General features: G+C 57.8%; 22 protein-coding genes and 1 pseudogene. 22 read left to right on the forward strand and 1 reads right to left on the reverse strand.

The window, feature by feature from the left end; all coding sequences use genetic code 11:
* The 19 genes from LKE90_RS00005 to LKE90_RS00090 form a co-directional block, all read left to right on the forward strand.
* A partial coding sequence (locus LKE90_RS00005) for a DUF736 domain-containing protein (protein WP_291501382.1) occupies positions 1-202 on the forward strand: 202 nt, incomplete at its 5' end.
* Between the two features lie 341 nt (positions 203-543).
* A complete protein-coding gene (locus LKE90_RS00010) occupies positions 544-681 on the forward strand; it encodes a hypothetical protein (protein WP_212356110.1) in 138 nt (45 codons plus the stop codon).
* Between the two features lie 312 nt (positions 682-993).
* Complete coding sequence (locus tag LKE90_RS16440; RefSeq protein WP_301821951.1) at positions 994-1212, forward strand: transcriptional regulator domain-containing protein; 219 nt, start codon at positions 994-996, stop codon at positions 1210-1212.
* Positions 1160-1804: a DUF2285 domain-containing protein gene (locus tag LKE90_RS00015; RefSeq protein WP_162993472.1), complete on the forward strand. Its 645-nt coding sequence runs from the start codon at positions 1160-1162 to the stop codon at positions 1802-1804. The genes LKE90_RS16440 and LKE90_RS00015 overlap by 53 nt, the downstream gene beginning before the upstream one ends.
* 129 nt (positions 1805-1933) lie before the next feature.
* Positions 1934-2209 (forward strand): helix-turn-helix transcriptional regulator, encoded by a 276-nt coding sequence (locus LKE90_RS00020; protein ID WP_077929770.1) that lies wholly within the window; start codon positions 1934-1936, stop codon positions 2207-2209.
* Complete coding sequence (locus LKE90_RS00025; protein WP_077929771.1) at positions 2206-3015, forward strand: replication initiator protein A; 810 nt, start codon at positions 2206-2208, stop codon at positions 3013-3015. The genes LKE90_RS00020 and LKE90_RS00025 overlap by 4 nt, the downstream gene beginning before the upstream one ends.
* A gap of 265 nt (positions 3016-3280) precedes the next feature.
* Positions 3281-4024 carry a DNA-methyltransferase gene (locus LKE90_RS00030; RefSeq protein ID WP_212356108.1) on the forward strand — a complete coding sequence of 248 codons (744 nt, stop codon included), beginning with the start codon at positions 3281-3283 and terminating at the stop codon, positions 4022-4024.
* A complete protein-coding gene (locus LKE90_RS00035; RefSeq protein WP_212356103.1) occupies positions 4021-4497 on the forward strand; it encodes a DUF2840 domain-containing protein in 477 nt (158 codons plus the stop codon). The genes LKE90_RS00030 and LKE90_RS00035 overlap by 4 nt, the downstream gene beginning before the upstream one ends.
* Complete coding sequence (locus tag LKE90_RS00040; RefSeq protein ID WP_212356102.1) at positions 4494-5051, forward strand: S26 family signal peptidase; 558 nt, start codon at positions 4494-4496, stop codon at positions 5049-5051. Before LKE90_RS00035 ends, LKE90_RS00040 begins: the two co-directional genes overlap by 4 nt.
* Position 5052: 1 nt before the next feature.
* Positions 5053-5394 carry a DUF736 domain-containing protein gene (locus tag LKE90_RS00045; RefSeq protein WP_212356101.1) on the forward strand — a complete coding sequence of 114 codons (342 nt, stop codon included), beginning with the start codon at positions 5053-5055 and terminating at the stop codon, positions 5392-5394.
* A complete protein-coding gene (locus LKE90_RS00050; protein ID WP_407066117.1) occupies positions 5391-6071 on the forward strand; it encodes a lytic transglycosylase domain-containing protein in 681 nt (226 codons plus the stop codon). The genes LKE90_RS00045 and LKE90_RS00050 overlap by 4 nt, the downstream gene beginning before the upstream one ends.
* Before the next feature lie 228 nt (positions 6072-6299).
* Positions 6300-8042 carry a relaxase/mobilization nuclease domain-containing protein gene (locus LKE90_RS00055; RefSeq protein ID WP_212356099.1) on the forward strand — a complete coding sequence of 581 codons (1743 nt, stop codon included), beginning with the start codon at positions 6300-6302 and terminating at the stop codon, positions 8040-8042.
* A gap of 485 nt (positions 8043-8527) precedes the next feature.
* Positions 8528-9742 carry an ImmA/IrrE family metallo-endopeptidase gene (locus tag LKE90_RS00060; RefSeq protein WP_212356098.1) on the forward strand — a complete coding sequence of 405 codons (1215 nt, stop codon included), beginning with the start codon at positions 8528-8530 and terminating at the stop codon, positions 9740-9742.
* Complete coding sequence (locus LKE90_RS00065) at positions 9742-10896, forward strand: beta family protein (RefSeq protein WP_077929778.1); 1155 nt, start codon at positions 9742-9744, stop codon at positions 10894-10896. Before LKE90_RS00060 ends, LKE90_RS00065 begins: the two co-directional genes overlap by 1 nt.
* Before the next feature lie 42 nt (positions 10897-10938).
* Positions 10939-11178: a hypothetical protein gene (locus tag LKE90_RS00070; RefSeq protein WP_148299354.1), complete on the forward strand. Its 240-nt coding sequence runs from the start codon at positions 10939-10941 to the stop codon at positions 11176-11178.
* Positions 11179-11310: 132 nt separating this feature from the next.
* Positions 11311-11532, forward strand: a complete 222-nt coding sequence (locus LKE90_RS00075; protein WP_146891725.1) for a hypothetical protein — start codon at positions 11311-11313, stop codon at positions 11530-11532.
* On the forward strand, positions 11529-12107 hold the full coding sequence (locus tag LKE90_RS00080) for a zeta toxin family protein (protein WP_212356097.1): 579 nt from the start codon (positions 11529-11531) through the stop codon (positions 12105-12107). The genes LKE90_RS00075 and LKE90_RS00080 overlap by 4 nt, the downstream gene beginning before the upstream one ends.
* A gap of 170 nt (positions 12108-12277) precedes the next feature.
* Entirely contained in the window at positions 12278-14281 is a 2004-nt protein-coding gene (locus LKE90_RS00085) for a conjugal transfer protein TraG (RefSeq protein ID WP_212356095.1), read from the forward strand.
* Positions 14278-14715: a CopG family transcriptional regulator gene (locus tag LKE90_RS00090; protein ID WP_237596153.1), complete on the forward strand. Its 438-nt coding sequence runs from the start codon at positions 14278-14280 to the stop codon at positions 14713-14715. Before LKE90_RS00085 ends, LKE90_RS00090 begins: the two co-directional genes overlap by 4 nt.
* A 255-nt stretch (positions 14716-14970) precedes the next feature.
* Here the strand turns inward: LKE90_RS00090 and LKE90_RS16550 are convergent.
* A pseudogene (locus LKE90_RS16550) lies at positions 14971-15438 on the reverse strand (MucR family transcriptional regulator); the annotation flags it as partial.
* A gap of 267 nt (positions 15439-15705) precedes the next feature.
* On the opposite strand from LKE90_RS16550, the gene trbB reads away from it, so the two are divergent.
* Genes trbB through LKE90_RS00110 form a run of 3 tightly spaced genes read left to right on the forward strand, consistent with a single transcriptional unit; the run spans position 15706 to position 17293 of the window.
* On the forward strand, positions 15706-16662 hold the full coding sequence (gene trbB, locus LKE90_RS00100; protein WP_212356089.1) for a P-type conjugative transfer ATPase TrbB: 957 nt from the start codon (positions 15706-15708) through the stop codon (positions 16660-16662).
* On the forward strand, positions 16662-17015 hold the full coding sequence (locus LKE90_RS00105; RefSeq protein WP_212356128.1) for a TrbC/VirB2 family protein: 354 nt from the start codon (positions 16662-16664) through the stop codon (positions 17013-17015). The genes trbB and LKE90_RS00105 overlap by 1 nt, the downstream gene beginning before the upstream one ends.
* Positions 17015-17293, forward strand: coding sequence for a VirB3 family type IV secretion system protein (locus LKE90_RS00110; RefSeq protein WP_237596152.1), 279 nt, complete (start codon positions 17015-17017; stop codon positions 17291-17293). The genes LKE90_RS00105 and LKE90_RS00110 overlap by 1 nt, the downstream gene beginning before the upstream one ends.
* The last annotated feature ends 11 nt before the right edge of the window (positions 17294-17304 follow it).

Raw genomic sequence — 17304 nt, forward strand, 5'->3', positions numbered from 1 at the left:
ATCCACCTTATGCGGCGCTCCGCATAAGGTCGAACTCGGCGCCGCATGGACCCGCCGCTCCAGCGAAGGCCGCACCTATCTGAGCCTGAAGCTGGACGATCCCTCCTTCGCCGCCCCGATCTTCGCCAACCTGTTCACCGATGAGGAAGGGGAAGGCTACACCCTCATCTGGACCCGGCCCCGCAGCCGGAACGGGGAGTAAGCTCCCCACCACCAACCCCGCCCGGTCTCCCCGGGCGGGGCCTTCCGGGCCTCTTTTCCCACGTGCTTTTCCGGAGCGCGGGCGGCAGCGCTGGTCGCCCGCCGTGAGACGCAGGAGGAACAAGGGGCTTTCCCTCAGCTTTCCCATTGTACCATGCGCGAGGGCGAACCGGGTCAAGGACGCGTGGTCCCCCCAATTTTGCCCGATGCACCCTTCGGGCACGCCGAACAAAATCGGCTCCCCCACGCGCCGGTGAGCCGGTCGCCTGCGGCGATCCCTGACCCGGTCCACCACGGCATGAGCCGTCCGTCCTGTCTTCGAGAAACGAAAGGAGCAGGACGATGACCACGTACCACGACCACATCCAGATGCTGCGCGCCGAACTGACCAGCTTTCACCTGAGCCGCCGCGAGCGCCGACAGATCGAGCGCGAACTCAATGAGGCGCTTGCCCGACGCGATGCAGAGCCCCCCGCCTGACGGGGGGCTTCGCAGCCCTTCTTCTTGTGGTGAGCCCAGCTTTCAGTGCTCACGATATCGTCATGATGCCATCATTCAAGGAAGCACTGCCTCGTTTTCCAACACGCGTACCAAAGGCAACCCGGCTGACAGATCCACCTGAAAATAGTGAGCTTTTATCGAAAAACAGTCGTGCTCGTTGGCAAATCGAAGGAAGGTCTATTAAAAACATTCCGGTTATGCATCATCTCGGGATGCAGCGCTTTCCTCGCGGCATCTATGACGTGCTCTGGCCATCTCGGTAGTTCTGGCGGGGAATGGGAGAGAACTGCCATGGACAAACAGCCCGACTGGCACGATCCACGTTTTCGCTCACATCTGCACCACCTCGATGCGCCCGGGCTTGCGCATGAACTGTTGCGCCGGATTCCTGCTTACGTCACGGGATATCAGTCTCTTGGTCGGCAACTCGGGATGCTTAGGAGTATTCGTTCGCGACATGAACTGGTGGAGCAGTTTGCTCGCCACTGGGGGTTATCCTGTACCGGCTGAACCGGAAATCCCCGCATGGATAGAACCGGCGCTCTGGGCTCCGGAATTTTATCCCGGTGTCACAGTCATCGTGGAAGCACCTACTGGCTTTGATTCCCGTAGGTTGCCAGTCATTCTCTTTGCGTCCATGGCCACAGAACGACAGGGATTACAGAGCAAATCTTTCGCCCTGCATCACGACGGAAACACCTACCGTGTCCAGATCCGTGATGCGAAAGCACGTGATCGCGCTGCAGTCCTCATTCCTCTGGACGGAGGTGAAGAACTGCGGATTGCAGAAGTGCGCAGGTTCATTCGCTATCTTTCCGGAATGCCCGTTCCGCCTTTATCCCGGGCGCTGGGGCTGCCGCTTTACCGTGCGCGTTTTATCGCAGATGCCATCTGTGCCTATGCCGGACGACGAACTGGTGCCTCCCATCGCGATATCGGTGTGGTTCTTGATCCGTCCGTAAGACACATGAACGCACGGCAATGGGACACCTCTTCCCAGCGTGGACGTGTTGGGCGCCTGCTGCGTAAGGCAACACGGCTTGCCGAAGAGCGCGAATATCTCACCCTTCTCAGACCAGCCCGTTTCCGTCTCTCCCGGTAGATTGCTTCACCGTCCGGACGATGCCGCCCGGCACGTACGCCCATAGACGGCCCCAATCTGCGTACGTCCCCGCCACGACAGTTCCCGTCCACGCTGCGCCCAGTCACGCCCGAACCGACGGAGGCCAGCATGACGCCGTCACATCCGCGTCAGGACAATTTTCTCGACGAACAACTGCTCACTACCCCACAGGCCGCCCACCGGCTGAACATCTCGCCACGAACGCTGGAGCGCTATCGCTGCCGGGGTAGTGGGCCCGTCTTTCGCAAGATGGGCGGCCGGGTTCTCTATCATGTCAACGACATCCGGCACTGGATCGAGAATGTCGCCTGCAAATCCACATCCGAAGAGTCCTATGAAAAAGCCCGTGTGATCGGAAGCCGAAGGCTGGAGCGTCGGCCATGAGTGCGCGTCCGGTGCCACCGGTTCTCTCGCCCTGCCTGCTGATCGATCTCATGTCATGGCCGTTCTTCAGCCTGAGCAAATCCCCCCGGCATGTGCCTGTCAGCTTTGTCATGGGGCGTGTCACCATGCAGGTGTCAGGTCGCGATGACGGTCCGATGGCAACCATATGGGATGCCGATATCCTGATCTGGGCTGTGTCCCGGCTGGTGGCCGCGCGCAGGCAGGGTATTCCAGTCTCACCGCGCGTGCAGGGCAGCATGAGTGAGGTGCTGCGCTTCACCGGGCGCGACCCGGCTGCCATTCGTTATGAGCGCCTTCGGACGGCGCTGGACCGGCTGCACGGAACCCAAGTGACGACATCGCTGCGCCAGACCCGTGACGGCGCGCAGAGCTTCTCGTGGCTGATAGCCTGGCAGGAACGGCGTGGAGAACTGGACCTGATCCTGCCCCAATGGCTCTGCGATGCCATCGGTCGACGGGGCGTGCTCACGCTTGATCCCCGTTACTTCGCCCTGACCGGCGGGTTCGAGCGCTGGCTGTATCTCCTCGTTCGCCGTCATGCCGGTCGGCAGTCCGATGGTTGGGCGTTCGATCTGCCCCATCTTTACCGCAAATCCGCATCCCGCTCTCCTTATCCCCGGTTCGTTTTCGAAATCCGTCGCCTTATCGCGGCGGACACCCTGCCGGGCTACCGCCTGCGTCTGGAGACCGATGCCAGCAATGTGCCGGTTCTCCGCTTCTCCCCTGATCCCAGCAAAGAAACTTACCCACAAGAGCTTGTGGATAACCATGTGGAGGACTCCTGATGCCCATCGACCTATCAGGAATCGGATTCTCGACCTATCAGGAACGGGAAATCCCTCTAACAATTTGGAATAAAAGGAGAAATTCGCGCTCTCTAAAGGTACTAAATATTATAACTATTCTGTACTTGTACACCGCGCTGGAGCGCGTGCGTGAGTCTTCGACTATCATAAAAACCGACGATTCTGTCGCGACATTTTCCGACAGTTCTGCGCAGTGGTCCATGGCGGCGGGCAGATGCGGCGGTATGGAGCGGGGGATTTGGTCATGACCCTCCTTTGCGGCGATTGCCGGCTCCTGATGCCTGATCACGGGCCTTTTGATCTGATCATCGCTGATCCGCCCTATGGCGAGACATCGCTGGCGTGGGATCGGCACGTGCGTGGATGGCTGCCGCTGGCGGCAAAGGCATTGAAGCCTCACGGCTCGCTCTGGGTCTTCGGCTCTCTGCGCAGCTTCATGGCTACCGCGCCGGATTTCCGGGCGGCCTGCTTGAGGCAGGCTCAGGAGATCGTCTGGGAGAAGCAGAACGGCAGCGTCTTTCATGCAGATCGTTTCCGTCGCGTGCATGAACTGCTGGTGCAGTTCCATCCGGAGGCTAGCCCTTGGCGCGACATCTACAACGTTGTTGCCACGACAGACGACGCGCGGGGGCGGGTGGTGCGCCGCAAGATGCGCCCCACCCATACCGGCGCGATCGGTGCGGCATCGTATCGCAGCGTCGATGGCGGCCCCCGTCTGGCCCGGTCGGTGCAACGCTTCCGCAACGTACATGGCCGCGCGATCCATCCCACGGAGAAGCCCGTGGCTCTGCTGGATCTGATCGTCCGGGTCAGTTGCCCGCCTGATGGCCTGGTCGGGGACTGGTTTGCCGGATCGGGCGCGGCGGGTGTCGCGGCCCGTCTTGCCGGTCGCCGCTACGTCGGTTGTGAGATCGACGCCGAGATGGCGCAGCGCGCCCTTGATCGTCTCGCATCCCTTCTTCCATTCCCTGCCGGAGAACGCGCATGATGCACCCATCGTGCGAGGTGCTGACGCATCTCGAACTGACCTGGCTTGAGAAGCGCATCGAACAGTGGCTTCGCTTCGGGCACGCTCTGGAAACACACCCGATCGATCGCTATCGCCGTCGTCTGAGCTTTGCGCCCGGTGCGGTCTTCGCCCTGTTACGCTGGACGCAGGCGGATTGCGGGACGACAACCTGCTGCATCGATATCATCAGGGCGCCGCTGGCTGGCGAGCCGCGCGACCGCCTGCCGTTCGTGCCCACAGGTGCGGAGCGTCTGCTGCTGTTCACGGGCTGGCCGCAGGTGCGCGCCGTGCTGTCTGTGATCGAGACACTGGAACGGCAAGGTATCAATCCCGTCGATGTTGATCCGGAATACTGGCGACAGCTCGGGCGGTCACGGCCTGATGGTCAGGATATTCCCCGCTATTCCGCGCCCCGACATGCTGCGTGGCAACGGCGGAGGGCCGTGTCATGACGCGACGGGGCTGGTTCTTCACCACGTATTTCGCAGTATTTGGCGTCGGTCTGTCGATGGCGCTGCATCCGATGCCGCGCTTGATCTGGAACGCGACCGCCAGCGTGCCCGTAGGGCTGTATCGTCTGCACCCGGTGCGGGCTCCTCATGTCGGGGATCTGGTCGCACTCCGCCTGCCGGAACGCGATGCCGACATGCTGGCGCGGGGTGGGTATCTGCCGCGCAGTGTACCGTTGCTCAAACCGGTGGCGGCGGTCGGCGGACAGACAGTCTGCCGCGCCGGCAGTCACATCACGATCGACGGTCGGACTATGGGGGATGCGTTGCCTGTCGATCATCGGCACCGTCCCTTGCCCGTCTGGCAGGGCTGTCACCGTCTCGGTGTGCGCGAACTCTTCGTCATGAACACGCACGAACCTCGCAGTCTCGACGGGCGGTATTTCGGTTCTCTGCCGGTCAGCAGCGTGATCGGGCGCGCGACACCGCTCTGGGTTGGTGCGGGCCCTGCGCCTGCCGCCAGCCCGCCTCCTTCTCATACCTCAGAGGATCACTGACATGACGCAGATTGGACTCTTCACGCGCACGGCTGATGGCTTTTCCGGACGTCTGCGCACACTCGTACTGGATGCCGAACTGACGCTGGTGCGTGTCGAGACACCGGACGGCGGTAACGCACCGGATTATCGCATCCATCTCGGTGACAGTGCCGAAGGCCCGGAAGTTGGCGCGGGCTGGACACGCACCGGCGAACGGGCTGGCGAATACATCGTCGTGGTGGTCGATGATCCCTCTCTGGCACAGGGCCTGCGCGCGAGCCTGTTCCAGTCGGGCCGGGGTGGACGGGTCTGGCAGCTTGTCTGGAACCGCCCGCAGAAACGTCAGGGAGCACGAGAATGATGCGCCTGATTGCAGGAGCAGGACGGGGTGGACGCAATGCCGCCGCTTGCATCTGGTCCAGTTTCGCCCGGTTGTGCTGCACAGGGTTGGCGGTTTCGGCGGTGGTGCTGATGCGTCCTGCCAGCGCGCAGGACATCGAGGGAATGATCCGCCAGGCGGCAGAGCGGGTTGCCCTGCCGCCAGAATGGATCCGCGCGGTGATGCAGGTCGAAAGCGGCCGTGATGTCCATGCCATCTCCGCCAAAGGGGCGATGGGCCTCATGCAGATCATGCCCGCGACATGGCAGGAGTTGCGGCGCGATCTCGCGCTTGGAAGCAATCCTTTCGACCCGCAGGACAACATCCTTGCCGGTGCCAGCTATCTCCGTCTGTTGCACGACCGTTATGGGGATGCAGGGTTTCTGGCAGCCTATAACGCAGGACCGGGCCGTTATGAGGCCCATCTTGCGACGGGCCAGCCCCTCCCACACGAAACACGGGACTACGTCGCCTCTGTCGCGCACCTGCTCGACCGGCGCACGTTTCCTGCGGACGGTCTGCACGAAAGCGGCGTTTCCGTTGCGCGCGATCAGCCTAAAAAGACGCTGTTTGCCGGCCATTTCCCGCACATGCCCCGGGCATCGGTCGGCACGTCCGAGGCGCTGTTCGTGCCCATTTCCATGGAGCAGGCGCCATGATCGGGCACGCGCCAATGCCGATGGCGCGGAGAGCAGGGAAGACAGGGGAATGGCGATTGCTCTGGGGATCGGGTGTTTGGGGGCTAATGCAAGATAAAAGCCGCAAGGTGCGGCATGGTTGGGGAGGGCGGTTTTTCTGGGGTTTTCACAAGGTCATTTTCCCATCCCAAGGTGTCCGATCGCGTGATCGGTTTGTTTTCAATGTGTTAGCGCAAGGTCGTGGTCTTCATGGCCCGCGATGACGATTTCCGGGTCAGGCCGGGTCGCATCCGCTCATCCCGTGCCCGCCAGGGGCGATCCTTCATCGGGCGCGTGCTGGCCGCCACCAACCGGGCTGGTGGCATGGGCCGTTCTGGCTCGGGGCGTGCCGGAAAGGGACCGTCCACTTTCGGGCGGGGCAGGGGTGCTGCAACCCGCGCCAACCGTCTCCTGTCGCGGCGCACCCGGCTTGCCATCGTCAAGGCGCGGGTGGTCCGGCATGGCGCACGGGCGACCCTGCGTGCCCATCTGTCCTACCTCCAGCGCGAAGGGGTGACGAAGGACGGAGAGAAGGCCAGGCTGTTCGGGGCTGAGCGCGACCATGTGCCCGCGCGCGAATTCGCCGAGCGGTGTCAGGACGACCGGCATCATTTCCGCTTCATCGTGGGACCAGAGGATGCAGCCGAAATGGCGGACCTGAAAACCTTCACGCGGGAGTTGATGACGCAGGCTGAACAGGATCTTGGCACGAAGCTTGACTGGGTTGCCGTGTCGCATTGGAACACCGACAATCCGCATATCCACATCATCGTGCGGGGCAAAGACCAGGACGGCGAGGATCTGGTCATCTCGAAGGATTACATCCGCGAGGGATTGCGTGCCCGCGCCCAGAACCTGGTGACGCTCGAACTCGGGCCGCGCACCGACCAGGAAATTCACCGCAATGTCGAGCGTCAGGTCGAGGCGGAACGCTGGACCCAACTGGACCGCCAGTTGCAGCAGGACGCGAACCAGCACGGCATCATCGATATGGCGCCGTCGCCTGACCGGCAGCCTGACGCATTCGCGGTCATGAAGGTCGGGCGGCTGCGGCGACTGGAACGGATGGGCCTTGCCCATGAGGTCGGGGCTGGACAATGGCGGCTGGATGAAACGGCGGAAGCCACCCTGCGCGAGATGGGGCAGCGCAATGACATCATCAAACGCATCCACCGTGGTCTGAGTGAACAGGGGATCGAACGGGCCTCGTCGTCATGGATACTGGCTGGGGAAGAACTGGCCGAGCCGGTGATCGGACGTCTGGTCGCGCGTGGTCTGGATGATGAGTTGAAGGGGAGTGCCTATGCGGTGATCGACGGCGTGGACGGGCGCACGCATCATGTCCATTTGCCATCATTGGAGGCGGCTGGAGATGTGCCGCACGGTGGGCTGGTTGAACTGCGGACCTATCAGGATGCGAAGGGGCAGAGACGGGCGACACTTGCGGTGCGCTCCGATCTGTCGATCGGGGAGCAGGTGCGGGCACAGGGCGCGACATGGCTGGATCGGCAGCTTGTTGCACGCGAGCCGGTGGCGCTGGGAGAGGGTGGTTTCGGGGCGGACGTCCGTGACGCGCTAGGCCAGCGCAGCGCTCACTTGGTCGAGCAGGGGATCGCACAGCAGGACGGAGCGCGCGTGCGCTATCCGCGTGGCATGGTCGCCTCCATGCGGGCGCGGGAGATGGGGGACGTGGCCGAACGTTTGGCCCGCGAAACTGGTCAGCCCGTCCAGAGTGCCGAGACCGGCGAGTATGTCACCGGAACCTACCGGCAGCGCCTCACCCTCGCCTCGGGGCGCTTCGCCATGATTGACGGCGGCCTCGGGTTCCAGCTTGTCCCCTGGACGCCATCGCTGGAGAAACAGATCGGGCGTCATGTCTCCGGTGTTGCGCGGGAGGATGGAGGTGTGGACTGGTCCTTCGGACGGAAGCGGGACATGGGAATTGGGCTTTGATGGTGTTAGCGGCTGTGGAAATGACCAGACCCCACTCAGAGTTAGTATCGTGAGAGCCGCGGTGATGCATGTTTAAAGCATTTTTAATGTGGTGGCGGTTCCTGGCTTTAGCAGGATCGCTGGGGGGCACGAATAACACAACCAGTAAGTCCTCCCAAATTGGGAGGTTTACAATCGATTTATCGATGGTATAAACGATCCCATATTGGGAGGAACATCAGTGCGGTTGATTGGTCGAACAAAATTAGCGCCGTTAGCCGTTTCTGACAGTGAAACAGGTAAATGGATCGCTAATTGGATAAAAGAGCTCGAATATGCACACTGGAAACATCCATCCGATGTGTCGAGTCAATTCCCGCGCTCTTATCGCGATAGCGATAGCCGCTTCATATTTCCCCTACTGCACCGCCCAACTGGAGTAGAGGTCTTGATCGCTTTTCCTCAGGGAACAGCCCTTATAACGGCAATAAAATCTCTTGAAACCCATGATGGACGCTAAAATCATTCGCACTGAAGATCAGTATCACGCTTACCTTAAGGAGGTTGGTGATCTGATCGTACGCAGTGAAGTTCTGACGGCGGCCGAACAAAACCGGATGGAGGTTTTGACTGTCCTCATCGAGTCTTATGAAAACGGGAAGTGCCCGGTAGAACCAACAGATCCGATTGATGCTATTCTTTTTCGCATGGAAGAACGGGGCCTTAAGCGAGCGGATTTGATTCCGTATTTTGGAACTAGCAGCAGAGTGTCTGAGGTCTTAAACCGTAAGCGGCCTTTGACGGTTCAGATGATACGTGCCCTTTCCCTAGGTTTGGGCATTTCGGCTGATACTCTTGTTGGCTTAAATGAGGTGGCTCCAGTAAAAAAAGAAATCGATTGGTCCAAATTTCCAATTAAAGAAATGGTAAGCCGTGGATGGATGGATCGTCTTACAAATAAAAGTATTGGTTTGGCTGAAAGTGTAATTAAAGATTACATAGCGGGTTCAGGTCTGCAGATAGGAGCTGCATCTTTCCGTCGTAGTCTTGCAGGTGACGCCACGTCGCCTACGACGGTGTACGCTTTATATGCTTGGCTTGCTCGCGTTATACAGAAAGCGCGAGCATCCAAAAATAATATAAATGCATTTGATCCTAGTAAGATTAATTCAGGTTTTTTGAGAGAGTTAGCCCAACTGAGTTGGTCAGAGCGTGGCCCCCTTTTGGCTGTTGAATATCTTCAGAACCATGGGATTGTTGTGGTTTTTGAAGGACATCTAAAAGGTACTCAAGTTGATGGGGCAGCTCTCAAAGATGTAGATGGAACGCCAATAATAGCTCTGACGCTACGATACGATAGGCTAGATAATTTTTGGTTCACATTACTTCATGAAGTGGCTCATGTTTGGAAACATTTAGATGGAGATGAAGAAGCCTTTGTTGATGATTTAAATGTTTCATCGGAAGATAGGCGTGAAGCTGAAGCCAATCGCCTCGCTGGAGAAGCTTTTATACCGCGACTTATTTGGCGGCGAAGTGATGCTTATATTTCTCCAAGTAAAGAGAGCATCAATAATCTTGCACGAGAATTGAAAATACATCCTGCGATAGTCGCGGGTAGATTAAGAAAGGATACAGGGAATTTCTCTGTATTCAGTGATATGCTGGGTAGTGGAGAGGTGAAAAACATGTTCGTTTCTGAGCTTGAGGATGCTGTATAATGTCAGCTACGCACATTTCTATTCTAAAGGCTAATCAAAACGAACTCGAGGCAATCTATCATCTGGATGATAGGAGTTCGGATAAATTATCCATTCTCTTTGAGATTGATCCGCCTTCGGAAAGTGTTCGTAGCCGTAAGTATATGAAGGAGAGTGAAAATCCTACTATAACTTACTTGGACCGAAAGATTGATGAAATAGCGGATCGTTGGCCTCAACGGCCGGCAATGATCGATGGATTTCGGTGGGCGCCGGATGCTCGGGCTGAGAATGGCGAGCATGTAATCCCTTACATCATTTCACGTTTGACTGCAGCGGGTAATCCTGTGACGCCAGTTATCGGATATGATCGATGGGAGAGTGCTGAGTATAGGTTGGCTTTGAAAAATATTCCTCTTTGTCAAATTAATGGGTGGTGTTTGCGTTTGGACATCACTGCCATCGAAGATTTTTCTGAACCGGAATTTTTTCAGGAAAATATAGATAGTATTATTGAAGAATTGAATATTGATCCGCGGCAGTGCTGTGTAATTTTAGATTTTGCCGACCTCTCAGCCATAGCAGATCCTGTCCCAGACATTGTCGGAAAAGCAAGCGGGATCATCAAACATCTCCAAAAAACTAACTTCTTATATTACACAGTGTGTGGCTGCTCCCTACCATCCTCTGTCGACAAGGCGGTCTCCAAACGAGATACAAGTGGATTGATTCTTCGCAAAGAGATGTTGGTTTATCAGATGCTTAGGTCTGAATTCCCAGCCGATCTTGTTAAGAGTGGAGACTACGGAGTGCGTGGTCCAACAACTACAGAACACCCTAATCCTAACATCAACGGTAAAATTCGTTACACGACGGAATTACACTTTCTTGTAATGCGTGGACACTCGATTAAGCTTGATGACGGGAAGTATGTTCAAATGCATGCTCTTGCTGAAAATGTAGTAAGTTCTGAGCACTATCTTGGAGCAGATTTTAGCTGGGGAGATAGAAACCTTTTATCCTGCAGTAAAAAAGAGAAAATAAAAGGAAAGATAAAATCGGGTAATGCCGGAACATGGATCGGATTTGATACTAACCATCATCTAACTTTCACTATTCAAGAGGTTGAAGAATTTGAGCGTAAGCTTAAAGTGCGTGAGCTTGCTGAAGTCTGATTTAATGCGATTATCCTTTGAAATAATTTTGTGTGAGGTAAAATGACTAGTATTGTATATCTCTCTCCAAGAGAAGATATTCCGGCCAATCATCATGTCGCCGTCGTTATTCACAAAGACGAGAGAGGTGTCGAAAAAGGCTATTTTTACGACAGTAAAGAAAAGGATTTTGGTGGATCAGGTCCATTTGACTGGCTTATGAAGGAAGTTCTCGATCGTGCGACACGGTATGCTACAGAGCGAGGAATTTCGACTGTTGTGGTTCGTGCCAAACGGGACTGATTGCACGACTGCCTTGTCACTTTCCTGGTGACGATGCTCAATGTTGATTGCACTAGGAAAATACATACCTTTGTCAGACCGAGGTTGTGCTAACCTAGCGCCGAAGATTTGGTGATCTAGATGGAGATCGTGATGTCCGGACACAAAACGCAGGAACGGCAGCATTATGCGTGGGCCAGCTTTGAGGCGGTCCGCATTGCTGGTGAGCGGGCGCGAGTAGCGCGGGCAGCCAGTGGTGAGATTATGACCTATGTCCAGAAGGGATGGGTTGTGCGCGAATTCCCCGGCGGTCGGGTTGAACGTCTTGCACCGCTGGAAGAGTTCCGCGATGAAGATTTTCCCTATCCGGCGTGACGCGATTACTGATTTATGCAGGACCGAACGGCTCTGGCAAAAGTAGTCTGCGGGTTGGCACCAGTGCTGACATTGAGCCGGTCGACGTCGTCATTGACCCCGATCAGATAGCACGGGGCATCGATCCGGCTAGCCCGCGCGATGCCGACCGGGAAGCAGGGCGAAGAGCCATCGAGATATTCAATGTATCTCTGGCAACCGGAAAATCGATTTCTCTCGAAACGACATTATCCGGCCACTCCATAATCCGTCGCATCATGGCGGCCCGTATGGCCGGATATCATGTCGAGTTGAGATATATTGCTCTGGCTTCGGTTGAAATGAATGTTCAGCGCGTCAGGGCACGTGCTGCGGGTGGTGGACATTTCATTGAACCGGAAGCCATTCGCAGGCGATATATTGGCAGCCTCGGCAATCTTCCGACTGTTATTGGCCTGTCTGACCATGTTGTCATCTCTGATAATTCAGGCGTTATGCCGGAGCCTGTGCTTGAAATCGAGAATGGTCAGATTGTGCGTCGAGGCATGATTATGCCTGCGTGGCTGGTCAGCACATGTCCTGATCTATGCCGTTAGTGCGTTTTGTCGCCAAGACCAAAGACGCTGTTGTAATGGACTCTGGTAACGCTTGCGCCGACAATTTTACGCCCTTTTGCGCCGGGCTGCGCAGGTAGGGCTGAAAATATTGAATCCAGCTATCTGTCTTCGTTTCCTTTCCTCCATGGGGTTGTATGGAGGAAATCACTATGTCCGGATCACGGATTTTATGGGGACAGGTGAGCGTCGTCCTGCTCATGATCGTCCTGTCATGGTGGATGGCGACGCAATGGGTGGCGTGGAAACTGGGCTTTCAGCCCCAGCTTGGTCCGCCCTGGTTCACGCTTGCGCATCATTGGCCCGTCTACTGGCCCCCCATGTTTTTCTGGTGGTGGTATCTTTACGATGCCTATGCCCCGGATATTTTTAATCAGGGAGGCTGGATCGCAGGAAGTGGAGGCGTGCTGGCATTGGTGGCCGCCATCACGCTTTCTATCCGTCGCGCCCGTGAGGTAAGACGGGCGGCGACCTATGGGAGTGCACGCTGGGCCAGTCGTGAGGAATTACAACAATCCGGACTGCTTGATCCTGACGGTGTCATTCTTGGGCAGTATGGTCGGGATTATCTCCGCCATAACGGTCCCGAGCATGTCCTCTGTTTTGCGCCGACCCGTTCTGGCAAAGGGGTGGGGCTTGTCATTCCAACCCTTCTGACATGGCCCGGATCAACCATCGTCCACGATATCAAGGGTGAAAACTGGCAGATTACGTCGGGTTTTCGTGCCCGCTTCAGCCGGGTCATTCTGTTCGACCCGACCAATCCGGCCTCTGATCCCTACAACCCGCTGCTTGAAATTCGCCAGGGGGAGTGGGAGGTCCGCGACGCGCAGAATGTCGCGGACGTGCTTGTCGATCCCGAAGGATCGCTTGAACGCCGGAACCATTGGGAGAAAACCTCACACTCTCTGCTGGTGGGCGCCATCCTGCATGTTCTATATGCAGAGAAAGACAAGACCCTCTACGGCGTTGCCAATCTTCTGTCCGATCCGAAACGCTCGATTGAAGCCACGCTTGCTGCGATGATGCAGACGAAGCATCTCGGCAAGGATGGCCCGCATCCGGTGGTCGCATCAGCTGCCCGTGAACTGCTGAACAAATCTCCCAACGAACGATCGGGTGTGCTTTCTACCGCCATGTCGTTTCTTGGTCTGTATCGCGATCCGGTCGTCGCGAAAGTTACCTCGCGTTGTGCGTGGCGGATTGCGGATATTGTCAAAGGGCGGTGTTCCACCACGCTTTATCTCAGCGTGCCCCCTTCGGATATCAGTCGCACCAAACCGTTGATCCGTCTGATGCTGAACCAGATCGGACGTAGGCTGACCGAGGATCTGAACGCGCATAAACATAATCATCGCCTGCTGATGATGCTGGATGAATTTCCCGCACTCGGACGGCTCGACTTCTTTGAAAGCGCTTTGGCGTTCATGGGAGGTTACGGCATCAAAGCTTTTCTGATTGCCCAAAGTCTCAATCAGATCGAGAAAGCTTACGGTCAGAACAACTCGATCCTCGATAACTGCCATGTGCGGGTCAGTTTTGCCACCAACGATGAACGGACCGCCAAACGGGTCTCGGATGCGCTGGGGACCGCCACTGAAATCCGGTCCCAGAAAAACTATGCCGGGCATCGCCTGTCGCCCTGGCTGGGGCATCTGATGGTCTCGCGGCAGGAAAGTGCGCGCCCGCTCCTGACGCCTGGTGAAATCATGCAGCTTCCACCAGCCGATGAAATTGTCATGGCGGCGGGCACCCCGCCTGTCCGGGCGAAGAAGGCACGCTATTATGGTGATGCGCGCTTCAAGGAACGGCTGCTGCCTCCGCCCAAATCGGGCGAGGCAACGGCGTCAGCACCAACGCATCCAGATGACTGGACCTTACGCCCATCGCCGGAGACAGCCGGACATACCTCAGTTCCCACACAGCCAGCGCAGGAAGAGGAAACACCTCTGGGGGCGGGGCACAAGCGGACTCCGGATGCCGACCCCAGCGATATTCCACCCCGTGATGAGACGGATGAGCAGCGCGAACAGACCAGACCACCCGAGGCCGGCCAGCGCGGCACACGGTGGGACCGGGACTTTCTCGATCTGCAGAAAGTCGCCCGGCTGGCTGCCATTGACCGCGATGATGGCATGGAGATCGGTGGACCATGAAGCGCGCCCGCAAGAAGCAGCAGATGACGGTCTATCTTGATCCCGATCTGTTCAAAGCTGTCAGTGACATGGCCACCCGCCGCCGTCAGTCCGGTTCTCTCGTGGTCGAGACGGCTCTCTCTGTCTTTTTCTCGCCAGAAGAGGGGACCGGGCAGGCCGCACTGACCCGACGGCTGGACCGTGTCGATAAACGCCTGTCACGGCTGGAGCGCGATACCGGGATTACCGTCGAGACGCTGGCCCAGTTCATTCGTTTCTGGATGATCATGACGCCCGCCTTGCCAGAAAGCTCGGCTGCTGCTGCACGAGCGCAGGCGGCGGAGCGTTATGAAGGCTTCATCGAGGCACTCGGCAGGCGTCTGGCGACAGGCCGACGCCTGCATGAGGATATTCAGCCACCCGACGCACCTTATGGCGATACGGGTGTGGTGTAGCGCGCAATGACACTATCACGCCTTTGATGGAGTTTGTTTGCTGCGGCGTGCAGCACGGGGGCTGACGGGTTGTTCTTTCTTTGATGCTGGCTGTACAGGTTTGTCCTGTTTCGATTTGGCGGGAGATGACAGTCGCGCGGGCCGGCCAGTGGAGCCAGCCGGTCTGGATGCGTCCGTAAGCGTCGTTTCCGGGGGCATGACCTCTGCTGTCGCGACCACCTTCTCTACTGTCTTTTCTGGTGTGGGCGTCCGCCCCTTGCGTCCAAGTCCGATATCACGGGCGACGGCAGCACGGCGTTCCGCATAGGCGGGAGCGACCATTGGATAATCTTTGGGAAGATTCCATCGCTCCCGGTACTGGGCCGGCGTCAGTTGGTAGCGGGACATCAGATGACGCTTGAGCATCTTGAGCTGTTTCCCATCTTCAAGGCAGATGATGTAATCGGGAGAAACAGACTGGTCGATCGGAACTGCCGGGGCCAGTGTGGCTTCGACGTCCTGGTGTGTGTCTTCGGCTGGGTTGTCCTGAACGCCGGCGATGGTGCGGATGGTCTCATGGACCTCCCGGATGAAGGCAGGAACATTTTCTGTCGGTAATGCCGTGTTGCCATTCGAGAGATGGGCTGTGACGATCTGTGTCACGGAGGCGAGAAGGGCAGTGTGCTTGTCGCTGATATCGTCCACGAAATATCTTCCTGAAAATTCGGATCGCTGTCTGGGCATGAAGCCGCTCAACGATGCTGCACATCGGGGCGCGGCACAACCGGATTTTTATTGGGTCAGGTCTTTCTGTTTCCCGTTCCTCGCCGATAATTTTGCGCCTCGTTACGCCGCACTGCGCAGTCACAAAGAACACTATTGAAAAGTGAAGAAATAGTCCTCTCTTAATATATCCCGCGCCTCACGGCTGATCTGACAGTATTCGGTAGAGCGGGGATTTCCATGACAGCTCATCAGCCTCTCTCGCCGGGTGCGGTAAGGAGTTCCGCGATGCTGCGCACCGCCATGGGTGTAGCCATCGCAGATCACCTGTCTGATCCGGCCATTATCGAGGTCATGCTCAATCCGGATGGCCGGCTGTGGATTGATCGTCTGGCAGATGGGTTGGCTGACACGGGGGAAGTGGTCCTGCCTGCTGATGCCGAACGCATTGTGCGTCTGGTCGCCCACCATGTTGGAGCAGAGGTACATTCCGGTGCCCCCCGTGTTTCTGCTGAACTGCCGACGGGTGAGCGGTTCGAAGGGCTGCTCCCGCCAGTCGTGACAGCGCCGAGTTTCGCCATTCGAAAACCAGCGGTCGCGGTCTTCACGCTCGGGGATTATGTCGCGGCCAACATCATGACAGAGGCGCAGGCGGAGTGGCTGCGCACTGCCGTCATGGCCCGCAGGAATATCCTTGTGGTCGGTGGGACATCGACGGGCAAGACCACGCTGGTCAACGCCCTGCTGGCCGAGGTCGCAAAAACAGAGGATCGCGTGATCCTGATCGAGGATACGCGCGAACTGCAATGCACGGCGCCAAATTTGATCGCCATGCGTACAAAGGATGGTGTCATCACACTGTCCGAACTGGTTCGATCGGCACTCCGCCTGCGCCCTGACCGTATCCCGATTGGGGAGGTGCGTGGTCCCGAGGCTCTTGATCTGCTCAAGGCCTGGGGAACCGGCCATCCGGGCGGAATTGGTACACTCCACGCCGGATCGGTGCTGGCTGCCCTCTATCGACTTGAACAGTTGATCCAGGAAGCCGTCGTCACCGTGCCACGCGCGATGATTGCTGAAACCATCGACGTGGTCGCCGTGCTGTCAGGGCGCGGGACCGCCCGTCGTCTGAGCGAACTGGCCGAAATCGACGGTCTTGATTCCGCCACAGACGCTTACCGCATCCGTCCGGCCAGCCTGTCATCCTTCGAAACAGCGTTCTCCGGGAAGGGAGAGTCATCATGATGTCCCGTTCACGCCTCCATTCCGTCGCCCGTTCTGCTCGCTGCCTGCCCGATAGTCGTGTGATCGGCACTGCGATGCTGCTGTGGCTCTGCTTCGGGTCATCGGCCTGGGCATCGGGGGCCGGCATGCCATGGGAAGAGCCGCTCAATCAGATTCTGGAATCCGTGCAGGGGCCGGTCGCGAAGATCGTCTCGGTGATCATCATCACCGTGACCGGCCTAACTCTGGCCTTCGGAGAAACTTCCGGCGGCTTTCGTCGCCTGATCCAGATCGTCTTCGGCCTGTCCATCGCGTTTGCGGCGTCCAGCTTCTTCCTGTCGTTCTTCTCCTTCTCTGGCGGAGCACTGATCTGATGGCCGCCGGATACGACGATGACGCGGTGCCGGGTTTTCATGTCCCTGTGCATCGCTCGCTGACCGACCCGATCCTGCTGGGTGGGGCGCCTCGCGCGGTCGCCATTGCCAACGGCACGCTGGCGACCGCGATCGCTCTTGGGCTGCGCCTGTGGCTGATCGGCGCAGGATTCTGGATCGTGGGGCACACGCTTGCCGTCTGGGGTGCCAGGCGCGATCCGTTCTTCATCGAGGTCGGGCGGCGGCATCTCCGCTACCCCGCCTGGCTTCGGGCATAGGGAGATCGGCC

Origin of the sequence: Acetobacter sp., assembly GCF_022483985.1 — a bacterium.
Classification (GTDB): Bacteria; Pseudomonadota; Alphaproteobacteria; order Acetobacterales; family Acetobacteraceae; genus Acetobacter.

Coding starts and splice junctions, on each gene's coding strand:
- LKE90_RS00010 (WP_212356110.1), top strand. CDS start 544: ATGACCACGTACCACGACCACATCCAGATGCTGCGCGCCGAACTGACC.
- LKE90_RS16440 (WP_301821951.1), top strand. CDS start 994: ATGGACAAACAGCCCGACTGGCACGATCCACGTTTTCGCTCACATCTG.
- LKE90_RS00015 (WP_162993472.1), top strand. CDS start 1,160: ATGAACTGGTGGAGCAGTTTGCTCGCCACTGGGGGTTATCCTGTACCG.
- LKE90_RS00020 (WP_077929770.1), top strand. CDS start 1,934: ATGACGCCGTCACATCCGCGTCAGGACAATTTTCTCGACGAACAACTG.
- LKE90_RS00025 (WP_077929771.1), top strand. CDS start 2,206: ATGAGTGCGCGTCCGGTGCCACCGGTTCTCTCGCCCTGCCTGCTGATC.
- LKE90_RS00030 (WP_212356108.1), top strand. CDS start 3,281: ATGACCCTCCTTTGCGGCGATTGCCGGCTCCTGATGCCTGATCACGGG.
- LKE90_RS00035 (WP_212356103.1), top strand. CDS start 4,021: ATGATGCACCCATCGTGCGAGGTGCTGACGCATCTCGAACTGACCTGG.
- LKE90_RS00040 (WP_212356102.1), top strand. CDS start 4,494: ATGACGCGACGGGGCTGGTTCTTCACCACGTATTTCGCAGTATTTGGC.
- LKE90_RS00045 (WP_212356101.1), top strand. CDS start 5,053: ATGACGCAGATTGGACTCTTCACGCGCACGGCTGATGGCTTTTCCGGA.
- LKE90_RS00050 (WP_407066117.1), top strand. CDS start 5,391: ATGATGCGCCTGATTGCAGGAGCAGGACGGGGTGGACGCAATGCCGCC.
- LKE90_RS00055 (WP_212356099.1), top strand. CDS start 6,300: ATGGCCCGCGATGACGATTTCCGGGTCAGGCCGGGTCGCATCCGCTCA.
- LKE90_RS00060 (WP_212356098.1), top strand. CDS start 8,528: ATGATGGACGCTAAAATCATTCGCACTGAAGATCAGTATCACGCTTAC.
- LKE90_RS00065 (WP_077929778.1), top strand. CDS start 9,742: ATGTCAGCTACGCACATTTCTATTCTAAAGGCTAATCAAAACGAACTC.
- LKE90_RS00070 (WP_148299354.1), top strand. CDS start 10,939: ATGACTAGTATTGTATATCTCTCTCCAAGAGAAGATATTCCGGCCAAT.
- LKE90_RS00075 (WP_146891725.1), top strand. CDS start 11,311: ATGTCCGGACACAAAACGCAGGAACGGCAGCATTATGCGTGGGCCAGC.
- LKE90_RS00085 (WP_212356095.1), top strand. CDS start 12,278: ATGTCCGGATCACGGATTTTATGGGGACAGGTGAGCGTCGTCCTGCTC.
- LKE90_RS00090 (WP_237596153.1), top strand. CDS start 14,278: ATGAAGCGCGCCCGCAAGAAGCAGCAGATGACGGTCTATCTTGATCCC.
- trbB (WP_212356089.1), top strand. CDS start 15,706: ATGCTGCGCACCGCCATGGGTGTAGCCATCGCAGATCACCTGTCTGAT.
- LKE90_RS00105 (WP_212356128.1), top strand. CDS start 16,662: ATGTCCCGTTCACGCCTCCATTCCGTCGCCCGTTCTGCTCGCTGCCTG.
- LKE90_RS00110 (WP_237596152.1), top strand. CDS start 17,015: ATGGCCGCCGGATACGACGATGACGCGGTGCCGGGTTTTCATGTCCCT.